15 protein-coding genes and 1 pseudogene are annotated in these 21,341 nt (G+C 43.3%); 13 read left to right on the top strand and 3 right to left on the bottom strand.

The window, feature by feature from the left end; genetic code table 11:
• Nucleotides 1-33: 33 nt before the first annotated feature.
• On the bottom strand, nt 34-2,553 hold the full coding sequence (locus AB4Z45_RS03240; protein ID WP_441907892.1) for an S-layer homology domain-containing protein: 2,520 nt from the start codon (nt 2,551-2,553) through the stop codon (nt 34-36).
• Nucleotides 2,554-2,862: 309 nt separating this feature from the next.
• Between AB4Z45_RS03240 and AB4Z45_RS03235 the strand changes: the two genes are divergently transcribed.
• Complete coding sequence (locus AB4Z45_RS03235; RefSeq protein WP_441907891.1) at nt 2,863-3,420, top strand: GNAT family N-acetyltransferase; 558 nt, start codon at nt 2,863-2,865, stop codon at nt 3,418-3,420.
• Nucleotides 3,421-3,479: 59 nt separating this feature from the next.
• Here AB4Z45_RS03235 and AB4Z45_RS03230 read toward each other — a convergent pair whose 3' ends face one another.
• Nucleotides 3,480-7,760 (bottom strand): glycosyl hydrolase family 18 protein, encoded by a 4,281-nt coding sequence (locus tag AB4Z45_RS03230; protein ID WP_441907890.1) that lies wholly within the window; start codon nt 7,758-7,760, stop codon nt 3,480-3,482.
• Nucleotides 7,761-8,125: 365 nt separating this feature from the next.
• Here AB4Z45_RS03230 and AB4Z45_RS03225 point away from each other — a divergent pair, with 365 nt between their 5' ends.
• From AB4Z45_RS03225 to AB4Z45_RS03180, 10 genes and pseudogenes are all read left to right on the top strand, one after another.
• A complete protein-coding gene (locus AB4Z45_RS03225; protein WP_430060975.1) occupies nt 8,126-8,779 on the top strand; it encodes a M48 family metallopeptidase in 654 nt (217 codons plus the stop codon).
• A 263-nt stretch (nt 8,780-9,042) separates the two neighbouring features.
• Nucleotides 9,043-9,165: a hypothetical protein gene (locus AB4Z45_RS03220; RefSeq protein ID WP_256711082.1), complete on the top strand. Its 123-nt coding sequence runs from the start codon at nt 9,043-9,045 to the stop codon at nt 9,163-9,165.
• A 209-nt stretch (nt 9,166-9,374) separates the two neighbouring features.
• On the top strand, nt 9,375-9,851 hold the full coding sequence (locus AB4Z45_RS03215) for a GNAT family N-acetyltransferase (protein WP_441907889.1): 477 nt from the start codon (nt 9,375-9,377) through the stop codon (nt 9,849-9,851).
• A 173-nt stretch (nt 9,852-10,024) separates the two neighbouring features.
• A pseudogene (locus AB4Z45_RS03210) lies at nt 10,025-11,149 on the top strand (DEAD/DEAH box helicase); the annotation flags it as partial.
• An 86-nt stretch (nt 11,150-11,235) separates the two neighbouring features.
• On the top strand, nt 11,236-11,523 hold the full coding sequence (locus AB4Z45_RS03205) for a hypothetical protein (RefSeq protein WP_076271489.1): 288 nt from the start codon (nt 11,236-11,238) through the stop codon (nt 11,521-11,523).
• Between the two features lie 105 nt (nt 11,524-11,628).
• Nucleotides 11,629-12,801, top strand: coding sequence for an ABC transporter permease (locus tag AB4Z45_RS03200; RefSeq protein WP_441907888.1), 1,173 nt, complete (start codon nt 11,629-11,631; stop codon nt 12,799-12,801).
• Nucleotides 12,801-13,526: an ABC transporter ATP-binding protein gene (locus tag AB4Z45_RS03195; protein WP_441907887.1), complete on the top strand. Its 726-nt coding sequence runs from the start codon at nt 12,801-12,803 to the stop codon at nt 13,524-13,526. The genes AB4Z45_RS03200 and AB4Z45_RS03195 overlap by 1 nt, the downstream gene beginning before the upstream one ends.
• A gap of 262 nt (nt 13,527-13,788) precedes the next feature.
• Complete coding sequence (locus AB4Z45_RS03190) at nt 13,789-14,664, top strand: glycerophosphodiester phosphodiesterase (protein WP_441907886.1); 876 nt, start codon at nt 13,789-13,791, stop codon at nt 14,662-14,664.
• Between the two features lie 104 nt (nt 14,665-14,768).
• A complete protein-coding gene (locus tag AB4Z45_RS03185; protein WP_441907885.1) occupies nt 14,769-15,599 on the top strand; it encodes a polysaccharide deacetylase family protein in 831 nt (276 codons plus the stop codon).
• Nucleotide 15,600: 1 nt separating this feature from the next.
• A complete protein-coding gene (locus AB4Z45_RS03180) occupies nt 15,601-16,440 on the top strand; it encodes a class I SAM-dependent methyltransferase (RefSeq protein WP_441907884.1) in 840 nt (279 codons plus the stop codon).
• Nucleotides 16,441-16,541: 101 nt separating this feature from the next.
• Here the strand turns inward: AB4Z45_RS03180 and AB4Z45_RS03175 are convergent, their stop codons facing one another.
• The gene (locus AB4Z45_RS03175; protein ID WP_339207052.1) at nt 16,542-17,552 is read right to left on the bottom strand and encodes a LacI family DNA-binding transcriptional regulator; all 1,011 of its coding nucleotides are present in this window, start codon (nt 17,550-17,552) and stop codon (nt 16,542-16,544) included.
• Nucleotides 17,553-17,808: 256 nt separating this feature from the next.
• Between AB4Z45_RS03175 and AB4Z45_RS03170 the strand changes: the two genes are divergently transcribed.
• Nucleotides 17,809-19,902 carry an amylo-alpha-1,6-glucosidase gene (locus AB4Z45_RS03170; RefSeq protein ID WP_441907883.1) on the top strand — a complete coding sequence of 698 codons (2,094 nt, stop codon included), beginning with the start codon at nt 17,809-17,811 and terminating at the stop codon, nt 19,900-19,902.
• A 58-nt stretch (nt 19,903-19,960) separates the two neighbouring features.
• The gene (locus tag AB4Z45_RS03165; RefSeq protein ID WP_076271481.1) at nt 19,961-21,280 is read left to right on the top strand and encodes an ABC transporter substrate-binding protein; all 1,320 of its coding nucleotides are present in this window, start codon (nt 19,961-19,963) and stop codon (nt 21,278-21,280) included.
• Nucleotides 21,281-21,341: the final 61 nt, after the last annotated feature.

Genomic DNA, 21,341 nt, shown 5'->3' with positions numbered 1-21,341 from the left:
GTCCTCGGACGTGGTTTTTGTTGTATGCCAGCTTTATTTAGTAAGCAAGTTGTAGATCGCTTTAGCGGTTTCGGCACGCACAGTAACAGCCTCTGGTGCAAAGCTGTCTTCGTCTCGTCCAGTCATGAGTCCGGCAGCTATGGCTTTGTTTAAATCTGCGATCGCCCATGATGAGACTTTATTGGCGTCTGCATAGAGAGACAGCTTATCGCTTGCTTGCAGCGAAATTCCTGATTTGTATTCATATGCTCTAACGAGGAGCACAGCCATTTGCTCACGGGTAATGCTGGCATTAGGAGCGAAGTGTGAATCATCGATTCCTTTGACAATGCCTGCTTGAACAGCTGTTGATACAGCCTCAGAATACCATGCTCCTTGAGCAACATCAGCAAAGGCAGATGGTGTACCCGCAGCTTGAATGCCAAGGGAGCGTACTAGCATGGTCACAAATTGTGCTCTTGTTGTAGTTTTTGAAGGTGCGAACTCTTCTTCTGATACGCCCTCGATCACTTGCTTAGCACTTAATGCTTGAATTGTAGTAAATGCCCAGTGGGTCGATGGCACATCCTTATACGTCTTCGTGTATTCCAGCACAGCATATTTTGAATTATGGGTTAAAGCAGCTTCAATTGCGCCATTGTCTTTACTTCTTTTTCCCCCTACGTATTCCCATTTCTTCGAGGATTCATTGAGGTAGTAAATGCCAAGCAGTTCTGGATTAGCAGTGCTTGAAGCTAGTTTGAAATTTAAAGTGACGGTTTCGATAAAATGATCCAGTCTTGTTGATTTGCCGTCCTTCGATTCTATCGCCAAATCAAACTCATACAAAGAACCATATTGTTTAATTACAGCACCACTTGCCGCATTGGCAGCATATACGGAAGAACTGACGGAGGCAGCTTCGATGGCTTTAAAGGAAACTTTAATTTGAGCGTCCTTCAATGCACCAGCTGTCAGCTTTTTCGCTAGTGCTGTTAGCACAGCAGATGGGATGACAACGGATTGTCCGTTTGATTTTATTTCTAAGCCTTTTTTGCTTGACTGTAATAATTCACCCGCATTATTAGGCAATAAAGTGTAAGAATCTTTTGTTAGTTCAATCGCAACATTAGAAGCTGTACCAGATGATTTAATAAGATCGTTCAACTGAGCTGCGGTAAGCTGGTTGACTGTTGACGACGGAGCTCCACCAGATCCGGAAGTAGGCGGGGCTGTGGCTGTCTTTTGCGTGAGCTCGGGTCCATTTATGCTCCATAAACCGTTCGAGAGCTTAGACTCTACTTTAAAAGCATACGAAGTATCTGGTGATAAAGAGGTTACGTTGTAGTTATATACGCTTCCTGATACCGTGCCTATTTCTTTTGCACCTGCAAAAACTTTATATTCTGAAATCGCACCATTCGCAGGTGTCCAGTTCAAGGTCAGACTTGATGAAGCAATATCTTTTGCAGTTAATGTGCTGCTAGGCGACCAAGCGTATGGCGTTTGCATCACATTCCAGATGGCATCAGCTATCGCCTTATATCCTTGTTGGCTCGGATGAATATTGGTAGGGACCGGCAAGTTTTTCGTATAGTCTATAGCAATGGCCTCTTTGGTTGGTACAAAAACGGCTCCAGCTTTTTGGGATACGGCTGCAATTACCGCATTTAGTTCATCTAAAACGGATGTTAGCAATAGCTTCTGCAGAGGAGGTAAAGCGAAGTTATGGAATGCATCATAATACCCCATGATATAAATGCTGGCCTTTGGATTTAACTGGCGGATCTCCGTTAGGATAGCGGCCATATTGGCACCGACCTGCTCTAACAAGCTTTTTGCAAGCACGGGGTCCATATTAAATTGACTGTCTAGCTTTTGGATAAAATCATTTGCTCCGGCATCAATTGTAATGACATTGGATTTAGCAATAGCCTGTTTGATAGTCACGCGATCTGGAGTAGGTACATTATTTTTGATATTATCGAGTATGTTTTGTGTGGTGTAGCCTGGCGAGGTATGATTTTTATTGAATTCCCCAAGAAACCCGGAGCTGCGTAAATATTGTGCAAGCATATCGGTATAGCCGATACCAATAGATGTATCTGGGGCTAATCCAGCTGCCAAAGAGTCACCTAATGCGAGGTAATAGATTTTTCCGTTCGTTTGATCAACGGAAACACTAAAAGTAGAGCTCCATTGCAGCGCTTTATTGCCTGCTTGATCGTTAGCATCGATCGTTAGCGAATACGTGCCATTTGGCAAATTAGCAGTAGCTGCTGCCACGATTTTAGAACCTGGATCATATATATGGGGAACTTTGATGGTGTTAACCTTCACGGATATGGTTGCCGAATCAATCCCGGAATCTGCGTCCTTCAGTACAGCTGTAATCATGGGCATAGATGTATATACGATCGCTTGATTTGAAGGATTTACATTTAGGATTGCTGGTGCTTCAGTATCACTATTCGCATCTGCCGCCAATGCGTTTACTGGCAACTGAACGAAAAGAGTTAACAATAACAAAAATACGGTACATCTAAGCCAAATAGATTTTTTCTTCTGGTTCATTTTATTCATCCTCTCGTCTTAAACAATCTAATTTAGAGATGCCTCAGCTTAATTCTGCAATTCTTTCTTATGTAGGCCTCCTTCATTTCATGAAATCACAAGAAAAAGCAAAATTCTGCGTTTATGCCTTCAATGAGTAATTTTAAATAATAATAGATGCAGAGTCTGTCGATTTATGGAACAAAAAGGAAATTTATCTACATGTGATTCAGTATGTAATGCGAAGGACGCATGGAAGAGGGCTGACATAGCTGAAATAAGACGAGAAGGGTTATAATAGAAGGACCTATTATATGGAGGTTAATCAACATGTCTATATTTACACGCACGGATCATATTGGCGTCATTCAACCGGATATCAAAGTATATCAAGCAAAACCAGAGGATACGGAAGCTGTATTGCAGCTTCTCATTCAAACAGCTGAATGGCTAAAAAGCAAAGGCTCTACGCAGTGGAGCGGCTTGCTGAAGGGTGAGGATTCTCATCAAACGCCTGAGGCAATTAAACGTGGTGAAGTATACCTATTTAGGCAAGGCAACCGATTGGCAGGAATGGTCATGCTTATGCAGCAATCAAGCGCTTGGGATCGCGAGTTATGGGGTGAAGAGGGGCATGAACAGTCCATCTATCTGCATCGACTTAATATTAACCGTGAAGTTGCAGGCAAAAACTTAGGTGAGGCCATTGTGGATTGGGCAGGATCAGGTATTCATTTTGAGGGAAAAGACCGTATTCGGCTGGACTGTATTGCGAATAATCCGAAGCTCAATGCATTCTACCTAAGCTGCGGTTATGAACATAAAGGTTTATCCTCCAATGCGATGGGTGAATTTAATTTATACGAGAAAATGCAGACAGTACAGTAATAGAAGAGGGACGGAGCAGTTCAAACTGCTCCGTCCCTCTTTTGCATTTTAAAAATAGGTTATTTGCTCGCTAGTCCCAAATCATCAAGCAATCTCATCACGGCTACGACTGCCTGTGCTTTTGTCACTTTCGCCTGAGGATCAAATTTCGTCTCGGATACGCCTTGCAAAATTTGCTCTTTAACTAACAGTGCAACGGAAGCTTTAGCATAGGATGATATAGAAGCTTGATCACGGAAAGACTCTAGCAACGCTGCGTCACCGTCTGCCGTACGATCAATCAGCTTCATCACTTTTGCCAAAATGACTGCCATGTCCTGACGAGTAATCGTACCGTTCGGATCAAAAAGCTGCTCGCTCTTGCCGGTAATGATACCTAATTCCTTAGCTAGTGCAATATCTCCAGCATATTTGGAATCTGCCGCTACATCATCAAATGGAGCGCCTTCTACTTTTGGAACGATGCCGAGGCCTCTGCTGATCATGGAAATAAATTCAGCCCTAGTAATGATCGTATTTCCTCCGAATTGTTCATTCGATTGTCCAAAAACGATTAATTTGGCTGCTGCACGCTCGATATGGTTTTTGTTCCATTCAGCCGTCACGTCTTTGAAGAGGAAGCTGGATTCGACAATGGTATAGATGCTGTTGCCGTTGCTGACCAGATGAGCGGCAACTCCGCCTTTATCGTCTTTTTTGAACACCGTATGGAGTGGACGGAATTCATTTGTGCCAGGCAAGTAAACAACACCGTTTGCACGGTTTGTATCTATATCTTTAGCATTCAATTGATAAATACGGGTGAAAACAGACTGGCCAAAATCAGTGACTTCCTCATATTTGTTGTCAGCTGTCAGCTTGTAAATCTTAAAGTCAAGCGACGAAACTTTTAGCGTATAGCCATTCTTTTTCGCCAATTGTTCTATTGCAGCAGCTTCGCTCGCAGTCGGTGGAGTAATCGAAATTTTGATATCTGATTTCAGGTGAATCGCATGGGCTGGAATGACATAGGTAACTCCGTTCCAGATGATGGACAAATTCGCCTTATCGTTTTTGCTGGCAAGCGCTGCAATAACTTCCTTAGGAAGGATGACATCCACTTGGGCTGCATCGTTGCCGACAGTCACTTTTAGCTCGGCGGAGCTAGCCGCTCCAATCGTTTGAATAGCCGCATCTTTCAAAATCGTAACGGTCCACTTGCCGCCGGATTTCGTAACGTTGGAATCAAGCTCATTTTTATCTTTGACCGCTTGCGGGTTACCAGATGACGACTCTGGCGGAGCCGTGTAATCTAATGTTTTTGCCTCTAGTTTTGTCATTTCGGACTTTTCGATTATCTCATCCTCATTTTTAATAATGGCTACTACACCAATGGAATAGGTCGTACTGTGCGCCAGTTGCGTAAACGTGTAGTTTGTAGCTGTTGTAGATTCCACCAATTTATCACCCAGATAAACGTCATACCCATCTGCTTTCGGAGAAGCTGTCCATTGAACACTAATCGCGTCATAGGTTGAACTCGTAACCGTGAGATGAGCTGGAGATATTATGCCTGCTGTACTTACAACCAGTGCACTGCTTGCAGGAGAAACCTCTGTAATTTTATTACCGTCTTTTCTGATACTGAGCACGGTAACGGTGTAGTCTGAGCCAAGGGTCAGCTTGTCTGCTTTAAACTGCGTATTCGCTGTATACCCTGTAAATATGGCGTTCACGAATACTTCATAGCCAGCAGCCCCTTGGACAGCATCCCATTTGATTTCAAAAGATTGTTTGTCCGCGCTGAGCTTTGTTACATGTTGAGGAGCAGCTAGTGCGTTTTCATTCACCTTGCCGTCAATCGGAAGATCACTGATCAACTGCGTTGTAAGAGTTTTGTTGCGGTCACCGCTAATATCCCAAGTCATAACGCCAGCCAAATCCAAGGTTTTGACAAGCGAAGTGCTATACATCATTGTTGTTTGGTCATTATAAGTAATAAACATTCCGGTTTCACTATTGTAAACATAAGCGACCTTTGAATGCTCGTTCCAGTAACGGGTATATCCGTTTTGGTCTATCATATTGTTCTCAACCTCGGCAAAATCGAACTTGCCGCTCTCCCATGATCCATAAGGAATGGATGTGCAGTTTTGATATTCACCGTTTGCGGAACAACCCTTCCAGCCTATTCCATAATAAGGAACACCCATGTTTAGTTTAAAAGCCGGAACGCCGCCGTTCAAATGACCAAGCAGGGCGCCTCTAACATTGTTGCGCTTCGCAGAGGCTCTTACATTATTAGGGTCTTGATAGAGAGGTGAATTATGGAAAGCCCGCAGTTCCCAGCTTCCGCTATAGTCATAGCTCATTATGTTGATCATATCCAGGTATTGAACAGAATTTGCGAAGTCAGCATTGACTACGAAATCATCTCCTTGACCGGATGCGATGGTGAGCAAATAATATTTGCCATCGATGGAGCCGGCTGAGTCAAGCGCTGCACGAACGGTTTGCATGAGAAGAGTGAAGTTTTGTTTATCCTCTGGACGATTGATATTATCCGATTCTCCGCCCTCAACCGGATATTCCCAGTCGATATCGAGTCCATCCATTTTATACGTACGCAAATATTTAACGACGGAATTCGCAAACGTACGACGTGTGACCTCAGATGCAGCCATGTCCGAGAAATGATTGGAGAATGTCCAGCCGCCTACGGAAGCCATCAGCTTCAGCTCAGGGTTATTATTTTTAATTTTGTTAAAAGCAGCAAGCTGCTCAATATCGACCTTCTGGTCTCCAAGCACAAGCTCTCCGTCGAAAACATAATTCGCTTGCAGCGGAATGTCTTTATTTTGGCAAGCTACACCGTTTGAACCAACTTTACGCCAGCATATATCGGAGAAGGCGTAGTTGAGATGTGTAAGCTGTGAAACATCGATGTCTTCTGGAAAGTATTGACGATTATTGTCATAGGAAAACCAGCTGCCGTAATAGGTGAAATTAGTGTAGTCCGCACCTGGAATCGTCGTTGCTGTGCTGCTGGCAGCTGATTTCCATAGCGCATTTTTGGCTGCAACTGTAAAGCTGTAGGATTTGCCTTCTGTTAAACCCTCAGCAACATACCGATTGGAATCGCTGGAGCCGATAAGCTTGCCTGATTCATAAATATCATAGCTCGTTGCGCCAGGGGTCGGTGCCCAGCCTAGAGAAGCAGTTGTGCGGTTGGCTGTAATGACTTGAAGATCGAGCGGCGCCGCAAGCTCGCCCCATTTGATTTCTAAAGGCGGGCCGTTAACCGGATCTTTGCCGGAAGCGCCATTTTGCGCGCCAACCATAAATTTGTAGATGCTGCCTGCTGTAAGTCCTCCTTCTGGGAACGTATAGATGAATGTGTCGGAGCCATTCCATATTCCGCCTTTCCATCCACCGTTAACATAGAAGTCATAGCCGTTGGCATCAGGACTGCCTGCCCATTTGAACGTAATATTGGATGATGTAATATCGCTTACCTTTAAATATTGAGGAGGCGTTAATGGCGGTTCTTTATATTCACTTGTATCCTTTGGCGTAGTGAAAGTAATCGAATTGCTCTTCTGTTTATCCGTTAGATTAGCATATTGAGTACCGTTCGGACCTAAGAAGAAGGTATATTTGGTTTCTTCCTTTAATCCGCCAATCGTGCTGCCTCCTACTTGCGTGAAGCCGGAATAAGGATCTTTGTTAAGAGGAGGATTCTCCGGATTCCAAACCCAGTAATCATCTAGCTTATGGGCAGGATCAAAGGTAACGGTTACCGTATTATGTGTAACATTCACAATACTCAGGTTGCTAGGCCCTGGATTACCAGTCGGCTCATTGGAAGGCTCGCCGGCAAGTGTCGTAAATTCAACGTAGTTGCTTCGCAACACCCGAGTGTAAGGTCTCTTGTACCAAGTGGTATACAGCTTGTACGTCGTATTAGGCTGCAAATTTTGCAGCTCCACACTGCCGCCTTTCCCTGTAGCTAAATAGTTGTTTATATCTTCTTTTGCTGGATTAGCAGGATCTGGAGCTACGTAGTACCATACATCAACGTCAGCTTGCTCTGGATGAACATCCCAATTAAGCTGTGCACTCGTCGCAGTGATGGAATCGGTTACAACAGTTAGGTTTTGAGGGACGGGAGGGGCTGCCTCATAGACAGCATCCGTTACGGCTCGAGCAGCTTCGTTCACTGCGGGCAACGCTGCTTCATTCCCATAGGCTGTTGTGTCAAGGAAAGGAGAAACGAGAAGTGCAAGACACATAAACATAATGACAAACTTCATTCCTTTATTTCTTGCAAAAATATTCACCATATCACCTCTAATTTTCATAGTCGAACATCGCAGCATTAGCATTCATGTGCAAGTCTGGGTGTGGTTGTTTTACGGAATTAAAAGGGGATAATTGGGTATCACCTCCTGCAAAGCTTGCATTTAATTTGTATAACTATTCCTAGCATGAGACGTTGATTTCATGAAAGGAAGGGGTAAATTACGATGATAAAAGGGGGATATTTTACAAAAATATAATAAAAATGGGATATTCCGCACAGGAAATAGAGGTTTAACTCGATCTTTAAAAACAACACCGAGTTAAACCCATAGCATGCTTGAAAAAAGCATTTTGAACGGTCATTGTTGTAGTTGTGATAAAATGAAAGGGATTCAGAAATAACCTAATAGAAATGATGGTCGCTATGAAAATCGAATTTGAAAATCATATCATTGAGTTTAATGTTGAATATGCCAATAGAAAAAAGATATATATCCAAATGGACTCATTGGGATTCATAACCGTGAAGGCTCCCAATGGAACAACGGAAGAGAATGTCATGCGGGCCGTGGAGCAGCATGGTAAACAGCTCACTCAGAGATTGCAGCAGATCGCGAAGGTCCGAGATACCCCTAAGACAAAAGAATATCAAGAGCAAGGAAAATTCCTTCACCTTGGAAAAGAGTACTTTCTTCATGAATTGATCGACACAGCTGATCTGAGTGAAGAGGAGTTAAAAATCAATCTTAAAAAGTTTTATTTTGCAAGCTGTAAGAAAATCATTGGAGAACGAATCAAACGATATCAAGAGCAGCTGAAAGTAAAACATAAAAGCTTCGAAATCGAAGAGTCAAGAACGAAGTGGGGAAGCTGCAGCTCAAGTAAAAAATTAACCTTTAATTACCGATTGGCGATGGCTCCGCTTGAGGTAATCGATTATGTCGTCATCCATGAGCTTTGCCATCTGACGCATATGAATCATGATCGTTCCTTCTGGAGACGAGTGGGCAGCATTATGCCGGATTACAAAGAGAAGGAAGAGTTTCTAGCAAGGCATGGTCAAGCTATGACACTGTAATCATGATAACTGGCCTCCCGTCAAAAGGAGGTTTTTTGCTGTATCTCTATTATATCGTCTATTTTTCAAATGGTTATGTTTACTTCTTATACATACTAATGATTTTTATCACTAATCGAGGGAAATCGTGAACTTTAGATGCAGCGTGCTTTATTTCCGTTCTAGCCTTGCTGGCTCCGCAGGTAATTTTCGTATTCAACGTGCTTAAAAACTCAATAAACAGGGTACATTCATACAAAGACGAATTCAGGGAGGTAGTATCCATGAGCAAGAAAAAACTATTGATAACTGCAATTGGAGCTGGCGTCACTTATTTAATGAAAAACAAGGATGCGCGAGATAAGCTCGTCCATACGCTGCAAAATTTCAGGAAAAAGAATCGTTAATGGAATGATCGATATTGGGCTTGGCAAATCAGCTTAGATGACAATTGGAAAAGAGAACGACTAGTTGGCTTCGATCATTTATGGTAAGATGTCTAAGACTAATAAACGATAAAAAATCAATCAATAGGAGAAGCAGGGTACAAGATGATACCCTGCTTCTTTTTGTTTGGAAACGTTATATGCTTTGAGTAGCAAAAAGGGGATTGAAAATGCCTACTATTATTGCGAAACCATTTGATCAAGAAATGCAAAACCTGTTAAGCGATATACATTCCGCCTATCACGCAGGGGAGCTTAGCCAAAAGGACAAATCAGAGCTTCCGGAAAACATTTACGTCATCGAGGCTGAGGACGAGATGGTTGGATACGGAGTCGTTTGGGAGTACGATAACGCCAAGCAGCTGATTCAGAAAGCAGAACAAGATTATTTTAGCGATGATGAGAAGTATTTGGAGCGGGACTTTTATATTGAGATTAAAAACAAAAAGAACTTTGTATTTATAGAAGCACTTGATGTTTTAAAGGAATTTGAAGGCAAGGGTTACGCTGCTGCCTTTATTCAATGGGTTAAAGCAAAATATCCGAATAAAAAGATGTATGTATATACGTTGGATAAAACAAGGAACTTTTGGTATAAGCAAGGTTTTGAGCCTTTGGGAAATACCGTTTGGATGACTTTTAATTAAAGATTGAAAAATGGGCCTAGGCTGCTGTCTCAAGGATAGAGGTTTATGTCGATTATATCGTTTTATTATGCTATACTTACTTGTTATGTCTTAAAGGAACGGTTTTTGGAAATGATATGCGATTATAAAAGCAGCATGATTGAGAATATAAGGCTTCAAATGAAGGAGAAAAGATGACTTTTAATGATCTAAATTTTAGCCCTGCAATACTGAAGGCGCTAACCAAGGAAAACTACACGAAGCCTACGCCTATTCAAGAGCAGGCCATTCCCGTAGTACTAGCGGGCAAAGATTTGTTTGGCTGCGCTCAGACAGGGACAGGGAAAACGGCTGCATTCGCATTACCCATCATTCAGTTATTAAGCGGCCAACCCACTAAACCGGGGGCACAGCGACGTATTCGCTCATTGATTTTGACACCTACTAGAGAGCTTGCCCTCCAGATTGAAGAAAACATGCGTGCGTACGGACAATTTACCGACTTGCGCAGTGTAGCTATCGTGGGCGGCGTTTCACAGAAGATTCAGGAGCGTGCACTTCGACAAGGCGCTGATGTTATTATTGCCACTCCAGGCAGACTTATCGATCTTATTAATCAAAAGTTTGTTGATTTGCAATATGTACAAATATTAGTGCTTGATGAAGCAGATCGAATGCTCGATATGGGCTTTATTCACGACGTGAAGAGAATCATCGCCAAAATGCCAAGAAAAAAGCAGACACTCTTTTTCTCGGCTACGATGCCTCCAGAAATTTCGAAGCTTGTCAAAACGCTGCTTGTTAATCCGGCGAAAGTGGAAATAACTCCAGCTTCCTCAACAGTGGATCGAATAGAGCAATCTGTCTATTTTGTAGATAAAGGTAATAAACAAGATTTATTGAATGACCTGCTGCAGGATAAATCCATCGCTTCGGCGCTTGTATTTACTCGGACGAAGCATGGTGCAGATCGCGTAGTGCGCGGACTGACTAAAGTGAATATTTCTGCACAGGCTATTCATGGAAACAAGTCTCAAAATGCCCGCCAAAATGCGTTAACTAATTTTAGAAGCGGTGCAACTCGAGTACTGGTTGCCACAGATATTGCGGCGAGAGGTATCGATATTGACGAGCTTTCGCATGTCATTAATTTCAACCTTCCTAATATTTCAGAAACGTATGTTCATCGCATTGGCCGTACAGGCAGAGCTGGATTAAGTGGAATCGCCATCTCTTTTTGCGAAGTGGATGAAATTCCTTATTTGAAGGATATTGAGAAAATGATTCGCAAAACTATACCTGTAGTAACCGAACGTCCTGATGGGGTTCTGATCAGTTAAGCAACGAAGAAAGCCGAAATATAATAAATTGACCTAGGGGTGATCGTCTGAGAAAGCAAAAGCCAATGTCATTCGAAGATTTGTTGAAGGAATTGCAAGGACAGAAGTCGATTCAGGAAGATCCAAATCATGTTTCATTTGATGATTTGTTTAAAGAATCGTTTATGAGCAAGCATTCCAGCTTTACAAGCTTTAGCGCGTTTCTTGAGAAGGGCAACTTTCAAGTAGAAACAAGAGAAGATGTTCAGAACATTCCGGATGAGCTGTTTGATCGTCACGTTGCAAGAGAAACGGATTTTGCCAATTGGCAGTCTATGCTCGATACAGCAACTTCGGAATACAGCGGCAAGTAGAACAATAGAAGTGCCAGCATTGCATCAAATATAGGCAAGTAGAAGCTTGAGCCCATCGCGGCTTGAGCTTTTTTTTGTTTATTTTGAGGTTAATTTCACATTGTAATGAGCCATTCACGCTCTGTTCATATTCCAAACGTAAACTTCAGCTATCAAGAGAAGGAATGGAGATGGTTGAACATGTTTCTAGCGCTGCGCGAATTGAAATATGCGAAAGGCAGATATTTTCTAATTGGATTAATAATGGTTCTGGTCGCATGGTTAACCTTTATGGTTTCAGGATTAGCCAATGGGCTTTCATCAGATAATGCATCCATTCTAAAAAATATGGACGCCGATTATTTCGTGCTTCAGACGGATTCCGAGCATAAGCTGACGCGGTCCGCACTAGGTACCGAGAAGCTGGAGGAGGTCAGGCAATTTGAAGGACTCTCGCAATCTGAACCGCTTGGGCAAACTATGCTTTCGGTATATCGGAATGATTCCAAGAAGAAGATAGATATTGCTTTGTTTGGTATCGAGCCAAGTGGAAAGGTAATGCCAAGTATTACTGAAGGGAAAAGCATGGGGTCAAGCAATGAAGTGGTCGTTGACTCCTCGTTAAAAGAACAAGGCGTGCAAATTGGCGATACGCTAGGGGATCAAGAGCTCGGCATTGAATGGAAGGTCGTCGGCTTTGTCACAAATCAGAAGTTCAGTCATACGCCGGTTGCATTCATGGATATCCAAAATTTTAATAAGCTGATGCAAGCATCCTTCGGTAAGCAAACAGCTTCCTACAACGCTATTGTCATTCATACAGATAATTTAAACAAAGAATCATTGCAAAAGAGTGTAGCAGATACGGAGGTTATTACAAAAAAAGAAGCGGTACAGGGCATTCCGGGCTTTAAAGAAGAGCAAGGCTCCCTGACGATGATGATCGCTTTCTTAATTGTTATTGCCGCTTTCATACAAGCTGTTTTCTTCTATGTCATTACACTGCAGAAAATTAGCCAATTTGGAGTGTTGAAGGCAATCGGAGCAAAGACGTCCTATCTGGCAGCAAATTTAGTGGGTCAAGTATTGCTTTTGGCTATTGTGGCTGTTGCAATAAGTATCGGACTTACTTTTGGCGTAAGTGCGATTTTGCCAGAGAGCATGCCTTTTGAGTTAGGTGTAAATATATTGTCTCAATATTCCGGTTTACTTATTCTAGTCTCGATTATCGGTGCGTTGCTGTCTTTAAATCGGATTGCAAAAGTTGATGCGATTGAAGCGATTGGGAGGGTTGAATAATGAAGGAAAAACTTATTCTTGAGCATGTAAATAAAGTGTATGGCGAAGGTGAAACGGCTGTTACGGCGCTGCAAAAGGTTTCTTTAAGCGTAAAAGCAGGAGAGTTTGTCGCTGTTGTTGGACCATCGGGTTCGGGCAAAAGTACTTTTCTTTCCATAGCGGGGGCGCTGCTCTCACCGTCAAGTGGACGGATCTTAATTAATGAGAAGGATGTTACGAATTTATCCTCAAGCGAGTTAAGTGAGGTTAGAGTCAAAAATCTTGGTTTTATTTTTCAAGCATCCAATCTTGTTCCTTATTTAAGAGTTATAGATCAACTGCTGCTCGTATCGAAGCTAGCAGGTACAGATGGAAAAGAAGCGCTTGTGAAAGCTAAAGCACTTCTTGAGAAAGTAGGACTGCTGCATCGGATGAATTATTATCCTGAGAAGCTGTCCGGCGGAGAACGCCAACGGGTTGCCATTGCTAGGGCATTCATGAATGATCCCGGTGTTATTCTAGCCGACGAGCCGACAGCCAGCCTCGATTCTAAACGGGGTAGAGCGGTAGTGGAGCTCATGGCTTCAGAGGTTAAGCAACGGGGCAAGGCGGCTGTTATGGTCACCCATGACGAGCGTGTATTGGATTTATGTGACCGGATCGTAACGATTAAGGACGGTATGCTTTTTGAGCAAAACGATCATGCTGCTGCGAGCAATAGGCCAGATGCAGTCGCACATAGGTGAATGAAGGTTGATTAAACAGTGTTTCTTGCACGTATTGATTCAAGCTTAGAGCGGATGTTTCTGAAGGTCTATGACCTTTAGGGACATCCTTTTTTTCTGAAATTCCCCATGAGGAAGACGGAGTGTGAGTTCATTGGCAGCAACTGTTTTGGGAAAATGCGTTTCGGTTCATACACTGCATGTTTAATAAAGTAAGACCCTGCTGTAGCTAATATTGGTTATGCACTTAGTCAGGGTGACAGTTCAGAGAGAAGGAGATGAGATGATGGGCAAATGGAAAACATCACGGGTTTTGCGCAGTATTGGTTTGCTATTGCTCATGCTGTGCTGCATGACGTTAATCGTATCTGCTTCTAATCCGAATACCCCTGAAGGTTTTTTAATTATCGCACATCGCGGGGCTTCTGGTGATGCTCCTGAGAATACGATGGCCGCCTTCGAGCAAGCGGAGCGTCTAGGTACTGATTTTATCGAATTTGATGTACAGCTAAGCAAAGATGGTGAACTAGTTGTCATTCATGATGATACGGTGGATAGAACGACGCAGTATACAGGAGCTGTGGACGATTATACATTAAATGAACTTGAAAATATGGATGCCAAAAATGATAAAAAAACAGACGATACGGATGAGAAGATCGTTTCATTCGAAGAAGTTATGCACCGTTTTGCTGGAAAGCTAGGCATGCTCATCGAGATTAAAGAATCAAAGCTTTATCCTGGCGTGGAAGAGAAGGTGGCTGAGGTCGTACGTCGTTATGAGCTTTTGCTCCAAGTTAATGGCTTAGAGGAGGGCCGAAATTTTACAGCGGTTGAACATGTGAAAAATAGCGTTGGTATCATTATTCAATCCTATAACTTTCAATCGACCCGTCTAATTCACTCCCTGCTGCCGGACATTCCAATTGCTGCGCTTATTCAGGAGGATCAGCACCCACTGACAGAGAAGACGCTGGATGAACTTGTTGCTTTCGCGGATTACATTCATTACAATCATGAATTGCTTGACGAGAAGATCGTAGAGCAAATTCATCATCGCAACCGGAAGGTCATGGCGTGGACGATACAGTCTGAGCAAGATATGATACGGATGAAAAAGCTCGGAGTGGATGGGGTTATTACCGATTTTCCGGGGTAAGGAATATATGAGAAACTCTACTCCCTTCTATACAAAATTATTCAATCAAATACAAATGTTGCCATAATGTGAGGTTTGATGAATAATAGGGGGAGAAGGGTGGGATGGTCATGAAAATGGCTTTTACTGTCGATGTAGAGGATTGGTTTTGCAGTCCGAACCTGTCTCTTTCCGAATGGGCTGACTGCGAATTAAGGCTTGAACAGCCCGTTCATCAAATATTGGACCTTCTGGACGAATATGAGGCGACGGGCACTTTTTTTGTGCTGGGCTGGATCGCTGAGAAAAGGCCTGATTTGGTGAAAGAAATATATCGAAGAGGTCATGAAATTGCATCACACGGCTATTCCCATCGTCTCGTTTATGATCAATCAACACTAGAATTTAAAGCGGATATTAGGCTGTCAAAAGATATTTTAGAGCATTTGATCGGTTCAAAGGTGAGTGGGTATCGTGCCCCCTGTTTTTCTATGACAGATTGGGGACTTGATATTTTAATAGAAGAAGGATTCGCTTACGATTCTAGTATTAGTCCGAATACACCAAATAACCTATATTCCAAGTTTAATTTGTCCTCGAAGGTTGCGCATTCTTTTAAAATAAAAGATCATCTATGGGAAGTGCCTTTGCCTGCTTTTCGCTTAGGCGGCGTTAATATTCCATGGGGCGGAGGAGGGTATTTTCGAATTTATCCTTATCGTTTTTTTTATAGCGGAGCACGAAAAATTATAGGCGATAAAGATTATTTCGTTTATTATATCCATCCCTATGATTTAGACTGCGATCAACAGCAAATTTTTAATACCTCTTGGTCAAATGGCATTCGAAGATACTACGGATTAAGGGATACATACGCAAAAATAAAACAGTTATTGTCGGATTTCAACTGTATGTCCATAAGTAAATATGATCCTCAAATCGGGGGGATACACTAGCGTGACCACGAAAACGGAGATTATGTGTAACCGGCGTTTGTTGGATGGTGTCGCTTATTTATTTTGCAGAGAGATGGGGATTAGAAGGGTAAAGATACAGAAACCATCGGCAGAAGAAGTGAATATGCTCCTTATGAACGGCATTGTATCCGAAGATCTAAAGCTTGTGGAAAAATCATTTGGTTACGCTTGTTATGAATATTACAGGCAGCTTTATGATCCCGATTCCTTTGACCGCCTTCTTATCGCAGAGGCCAAAAATCGAAAGAAAATGCTGGACTTGTGCTGCGGGGGAGGGGCTACCGTGTTCTCTTTACTTCAGAATGAGCCGGGTATTATATATGGAATCGACTCGGATGCGCACCAGATTGGTCTTCTAGAAGCACTGCTCCACAGAAGTGAAGCTTCTAGCAAAGTAGTCACAAAGGTAGCAGATGCGCACCATATTCCGCTTGCGAGCCATTCCGTTGATTTTGTCGTTTGTAGAGTAGCGCTGCAATATCTTCAGGTGGAGCAGGTGCTGCAGGAGGTTTTTCGTGTTTTGTCCCCGCGAGGAAGGGTCTTTTTTCTCGTACATGGTTCGGGATATATTTTGGATTATTTATTTGCGCGCAGAGCAATATTGAATAAAAAAAGCTTGAAATTTGCAATACACAAGCTTTTTCATTTAAGCAGTAAGGCTAAGGAGTTTAACCGCGCGCAAGCGAATTTTTTGACCGCAAAGGATTTGAAAGAGAAGCTGGCTGCTGCAGGATTTCGAGACATGAAGGTGCACACCCATAAAGAATGGATGAAAATGGGGGTGTTTCCGGTTTATTTTGCGGTAACGGCGGAGAACTGAATATAGTCTGCTCAAAGACAACAGTAACCCAAGGTAAGTAGACTTGGGTTATTGCTGCTTGAATATGTACTTTGTTTGCCACTCTCGAGTCAAAGCACATATTAAATACTGCGTACGCTGTCTCTAATCATGAGTTCTGTACCAAGCATGACATGGTGTATGATTTCTTTACCTTCGAGCATTTCAATAAGAATTTGCGCCGCTTGGGAGCCTAACTCGTATTTATGCTGGTGAACGGTAGTGAGCGCGGGCGTGCAATAAGCCGTCAAATCAATGTTGTCGAAGCCAATGATCGATATATCATCAGGCACCTTTTTCCCCATATCCTTAACGCCCTGCAAAGCCCCGAGTGCCATTAAGTCGCTTGAGCAAAATATAGCAGTCACTTCAGGACGGCTGGACAATATTTGGCGTGCGGCCTCTCTTCCGCCATGCTCGGAAAATGAACCATTCAGCACAAGTGTTTCATCAAAGGGAACACTGCTGCTTTGCAGTGCTTGACGGTAGCCCTCTAGCCTAAGCAGGCTTACAGCTGCTTGCTCATGGCCGTTTATCATGGCGATATGGCGATGTCCCGATTCAAGCAGATGGTTGGTTGCAGCAAGAGCACCCGTTGTATTATCCGAAGTAACGTATCCAACGTTAGGACCTTGGAGAGTGATATCAATAAGGACGCATGGAATATCAGACGATACGATTTCCTCCAAATAAGGATCGTCTAATCGAATACCCATGATGATAACCCCGTCTACGCCTCGTTCCTGGCATAATGTTTTATATGATTTTACCTTTTGTTTCTGAGGTGTTGTACTGAATAGGACAAGGTCATAATCGAGTTCGCCTGAACGATCATTTATTCCGCAAAGGACTTCGAAAGCGATATTGTCTTTGGAGCTGTCTCTTGTAACATTGGAGAGAAGGAGGCCAAGCGTCTTTGTTTTTTTCGATATGAGCGACCTTGCAGCCATATTAGGGCTATAACCGAGCTGGTCTGCTATAGTCTTAATTTTTAGCCGAGTGCCCTCGTTAACGTCGTCATAGCCGTTCAAGGCACGCGATACTGTAGTAACAGATACACTAGCAGCTTTAGCTATATCTTTAATCGTAACCATACAATACCTCCGAAATGTTGAAAACATGTAATGTATTATGATAAAAATTAAAAAATAAATTGACTCTTGTAAATGCTTTCATCATGATCTATAATTCGATTATAACTTATCCGAAACGTTTTGGAAAGTTAGATTGCTTCGTCGAAAATGAGTAAGCATATTTTTTTGCCTCTTTTCCGAAACGTTTCGGATAAACGAATGTTTGTTTGATTTAAGGGAATAAAAAAGCTATTACAAGAAGAAATGAGGGAAACACTTGGATTATCGAGTCATCAAAGAAAACGATCTATTCCTCATGACGGACCGGAATGGAGATATTCCGGAAGGTGATGTTTCAGGTCAGGGTCTTTACACAAAAGATACCCGGTTCATAAGCAGGATGGAGATCCGAATCAACGGTCAGAAGCCGATACTGCTGTCTTCAGCAGCGGATGAGAATTATATCTCTACGATTCGCCTTACCAATCCACATATGGAAGAGAAGGGCGAGCTTATCTTGTGGCGTGAGTCCGTAGAAATTGAACGTACACGTTTCATTTATGATGGAGCATTGTATGAGACGTTCAAGCTCACCAGCTATTATCCTAAAGCCATTACATTTGATTTCTCCGTGTTATTGGATGCGGATTTTGCAGATATGTTTGTCGTTCGCGGCTTTCAGCATGGCGATTTGGGAAGAAAGACGGCAGAGAAAAGCGGCCAACGGGAAAGAGTAATTGGCTATCTTGGAGCTGACGATGTACGCCGTGAAACGAAGATTAAATGGGATACAAATGAAAGTCGCATAGGCGAGGCAGGCGAGCTTCATTTCGATGTGGCACTGAATCATCGGGAAAGCCATGCAATCGCTTTCTATATTGCGCCAATCATTGACGGCAATGAGCCGCAGCAGCACGAACCGGCGGAAGCGATGGTAAAGCTTAGACAATCTTACGCGGATTGGAATGGATCATCCACATCCATCCAAACGGATGTACCGCTATTTAACAAGCTGCATCATCGCGGAGTGCAAGACTTAAGAGTTCTGCTTACGGATATCGGGTATGGAGCATTCCCAGTTGCAGGCTTGCCTTGGTTCTCGGTTCCATTTGGCCGTGATAGTTTAATTACTGCGCTGCAGATGTTATCCTTAAATCCCCAAATTGCTAAGGGAACGCTTCTCACGATGGCCGCTTATCAAGGCCAGAATGAAGATGAGTGGCGCGATGAGCAGCCAGGTAAAGTGATGCATGAAATTCGGTATGGCGAACTAGCAAGCACAAATCAGGTTCCATTTACGCCGTATTACGGCACGATTGATGCGACGCCGCTATTTCTGCTATTAGCTGCCGAGTATTATCACTGGACCGGAGATGCTCAGTTTGTTAAAGAGCTAATGCCGCATCTTAATGCAGCACTGGCTTGGGTGAAGGAATATGGCGATTGCGACGATGATTCCTTTGTTGAGTATTATCAGAAATCGTCCAAAGGAATCGCCAATCAGGGCTGGAAAGATTCTGCGGATTCCGTTGTTCACCGCAACGGCGATTATGCAGAGGCTCCAATCGCGCTCGTCGAGGTTCAAGGTTATGTTTACCAAGCGCTTACAAGGCTTGCCCCTATATTCAAGAGCTTAGGCCACGAGGAACAAGCCGCTGGCATGGAGCAAGATGCAGAACAGCTTAGAGTTCGCTTTGAGCGCGACTTCTGGATGGAGGATGAGCAGTTTTATGCGATTGCGCTTGATAAGGATAAGAAGCGCGTAGATTCCGTCACTTCGAATTCAGGACATATTCTAATGTCGGGCATTGCTTCTCCTGAGCGTGCAAGCGCTGTTGCGAAAAGACTGGTTGCTCCTGACATGTTCGGTGGTTACGGCATTCGTACGATGAGTACGGAAGCAGCCGGCTACAACCCGATGAGCTACCATGACGGAAGCGTATGGCCGCATGACAACTCCGTTTGTTTGCTTGGCCTTAGCTATTTAGGCTTCCAAGAAGAAGCGATTACCGTCATGCAAGGTTTATTGAATGCAGCAGCAAAGTTTGAGTATTACAGATTGCCTGAGCTGTTCTGCGGGTATGATGATTCGCTTGGCGCGCCAGTTCCTTACCCCGTTGCTTGCTCTCCGCAGGCATGGGCAGCAGGAACACCGCTCACATTTGTGCAAGCTTTGCTTGGGCTTCAGCCTAACGCTCTAACGAAGCAAATTACAATTAAGCCATCTTTGCTTCAAGGAATGAACGAGCTTCTAGTAGAGCAAATGCAGATTGGCAGCGGCGCTCTAAGCCTGCGCGTCACTCGCGGTATCAATGGCCCAGAGGTGGAAATACTGTCTAATCTGACAGGATATGAGCTTCTCATTTCATAGGTTTCACGCTTTATGCTTTATATACAAAGTTCATATTACTAAGGAGGTTGTATGTAAGATGAAGAAAACAGGGGTTTCGATTTTATCTTTAATGCTGGTAGTTGTTCTTATGTTAACAGCTTGTGGCAAGGGCAATGAAGGCAACAAAAACACAGGTAATACAGCAACGAATGGCGGTACAGAACAAGAGGCGACAAAAGAGCCAGCCGCTGAGAAGGTAACCGTTACACTTGCAGGTTGGGGAGCAAGTCCAGAAGAGCAGGATTTGCTAAACCAAACGTTGAAGGAATTTGAAGCAAAATATCCAAATGTAAAGGTTAATTATGAAGTAATTGCCGATCAATACATGGATGTTATCAAAACAAGACTTATTGGCGGTGAAGGCCCAGATGTCTTCTACCTGGATGCATTCGAAGCGCCTGCACTCATTGAGCGTAATGTTCTAGAGCCGCTTGATAGCTATGTGACACCAGAATTTGATGTTGCAGACTTTGAACAGCCGATGGTTGATGCTTTCAAACAAGATGGCGTTTCCTACGGTTTCCCTAAAGATTTCTCTACGCTTGCAATGTTCTACAACAAAAAAGACTTTGCAGAAGCAGGAATTACTGCTCCGCCAACAACTTGGGATGAGCTGAAAGAAGCGGCAGTTAAGCTTACTAAAAAAGAAGGCGACAAAACGGTTCGCTTCGGCTTTGGTGTTGCGCCTGAGCTTGCACGTCAAATGTTCATGATTCAAGCATTCGGCGGCAAAGTTGCAGATGAGAATGGCAATGCTGCATTCGCGGCTCCAGATGCTCTTAAAGGTTTGCAGCTTGTAACGGATATGCACAATGTAGACAAATCATCCGGCGAGCCAAAAGAAGTAGGTGCTGGCTGGGGCGGAGAAATGTTCGGTCAAGGCAAAGCTTCCATCGTATTCGAAGGAAACTGGGCAATTCCATTCTTGGAGTCCAACTACAAGGATCTAGATTACGGGACAGCTGAGCTTCCAACTGTAAATGGCAAACAAGGCACTATGGCATTCACTGTTGCTTATGTAATGAACAAGGAATCGAAGAAAAAAGAAGCAGCTTGGCAATTGATCTCCTTCTTGACTGGTAAAGAAGGAATGAAAACGTGGACGAGCAAAGGTTTCGCGCTTCCAACTCGTAAATCGGTATCACAAGAGCTTGGCTACGACAAAGATGAGCTTCGCAGCGCAATTGTAGCGGGCGCTTCTTATGCAACGCCTTGGCAAGCAGGCTCCACACTTCCTACAATCATGAGCAACTTCAACAACCAATTCGTTGATACATTTATGGGTAATTCGAAGCTTGAAGATGCAATGAAAAAAGCAGAAGCTGTTGCGAATAAGGAAATCGCAGCAGCGAAGTAAGCGAGGTGAAGGAGGGAGAGCGCAAGACGCTCCCTCCTTCAAACTCTGATTTTGATATGAA

The organism is Paenibacillus sp. MCAF9, from assembly GCF_052114265.1.
Lineage (GTDB): Bacteria > Bacillota > Bacilli > Paenibacillales > Paenibacillaceae > Pristimantibacillus.
Note: the sequence above shows the minus strand (reverse complement) of the source record. Positions and strands in the feature narration are given on the sequence as shown.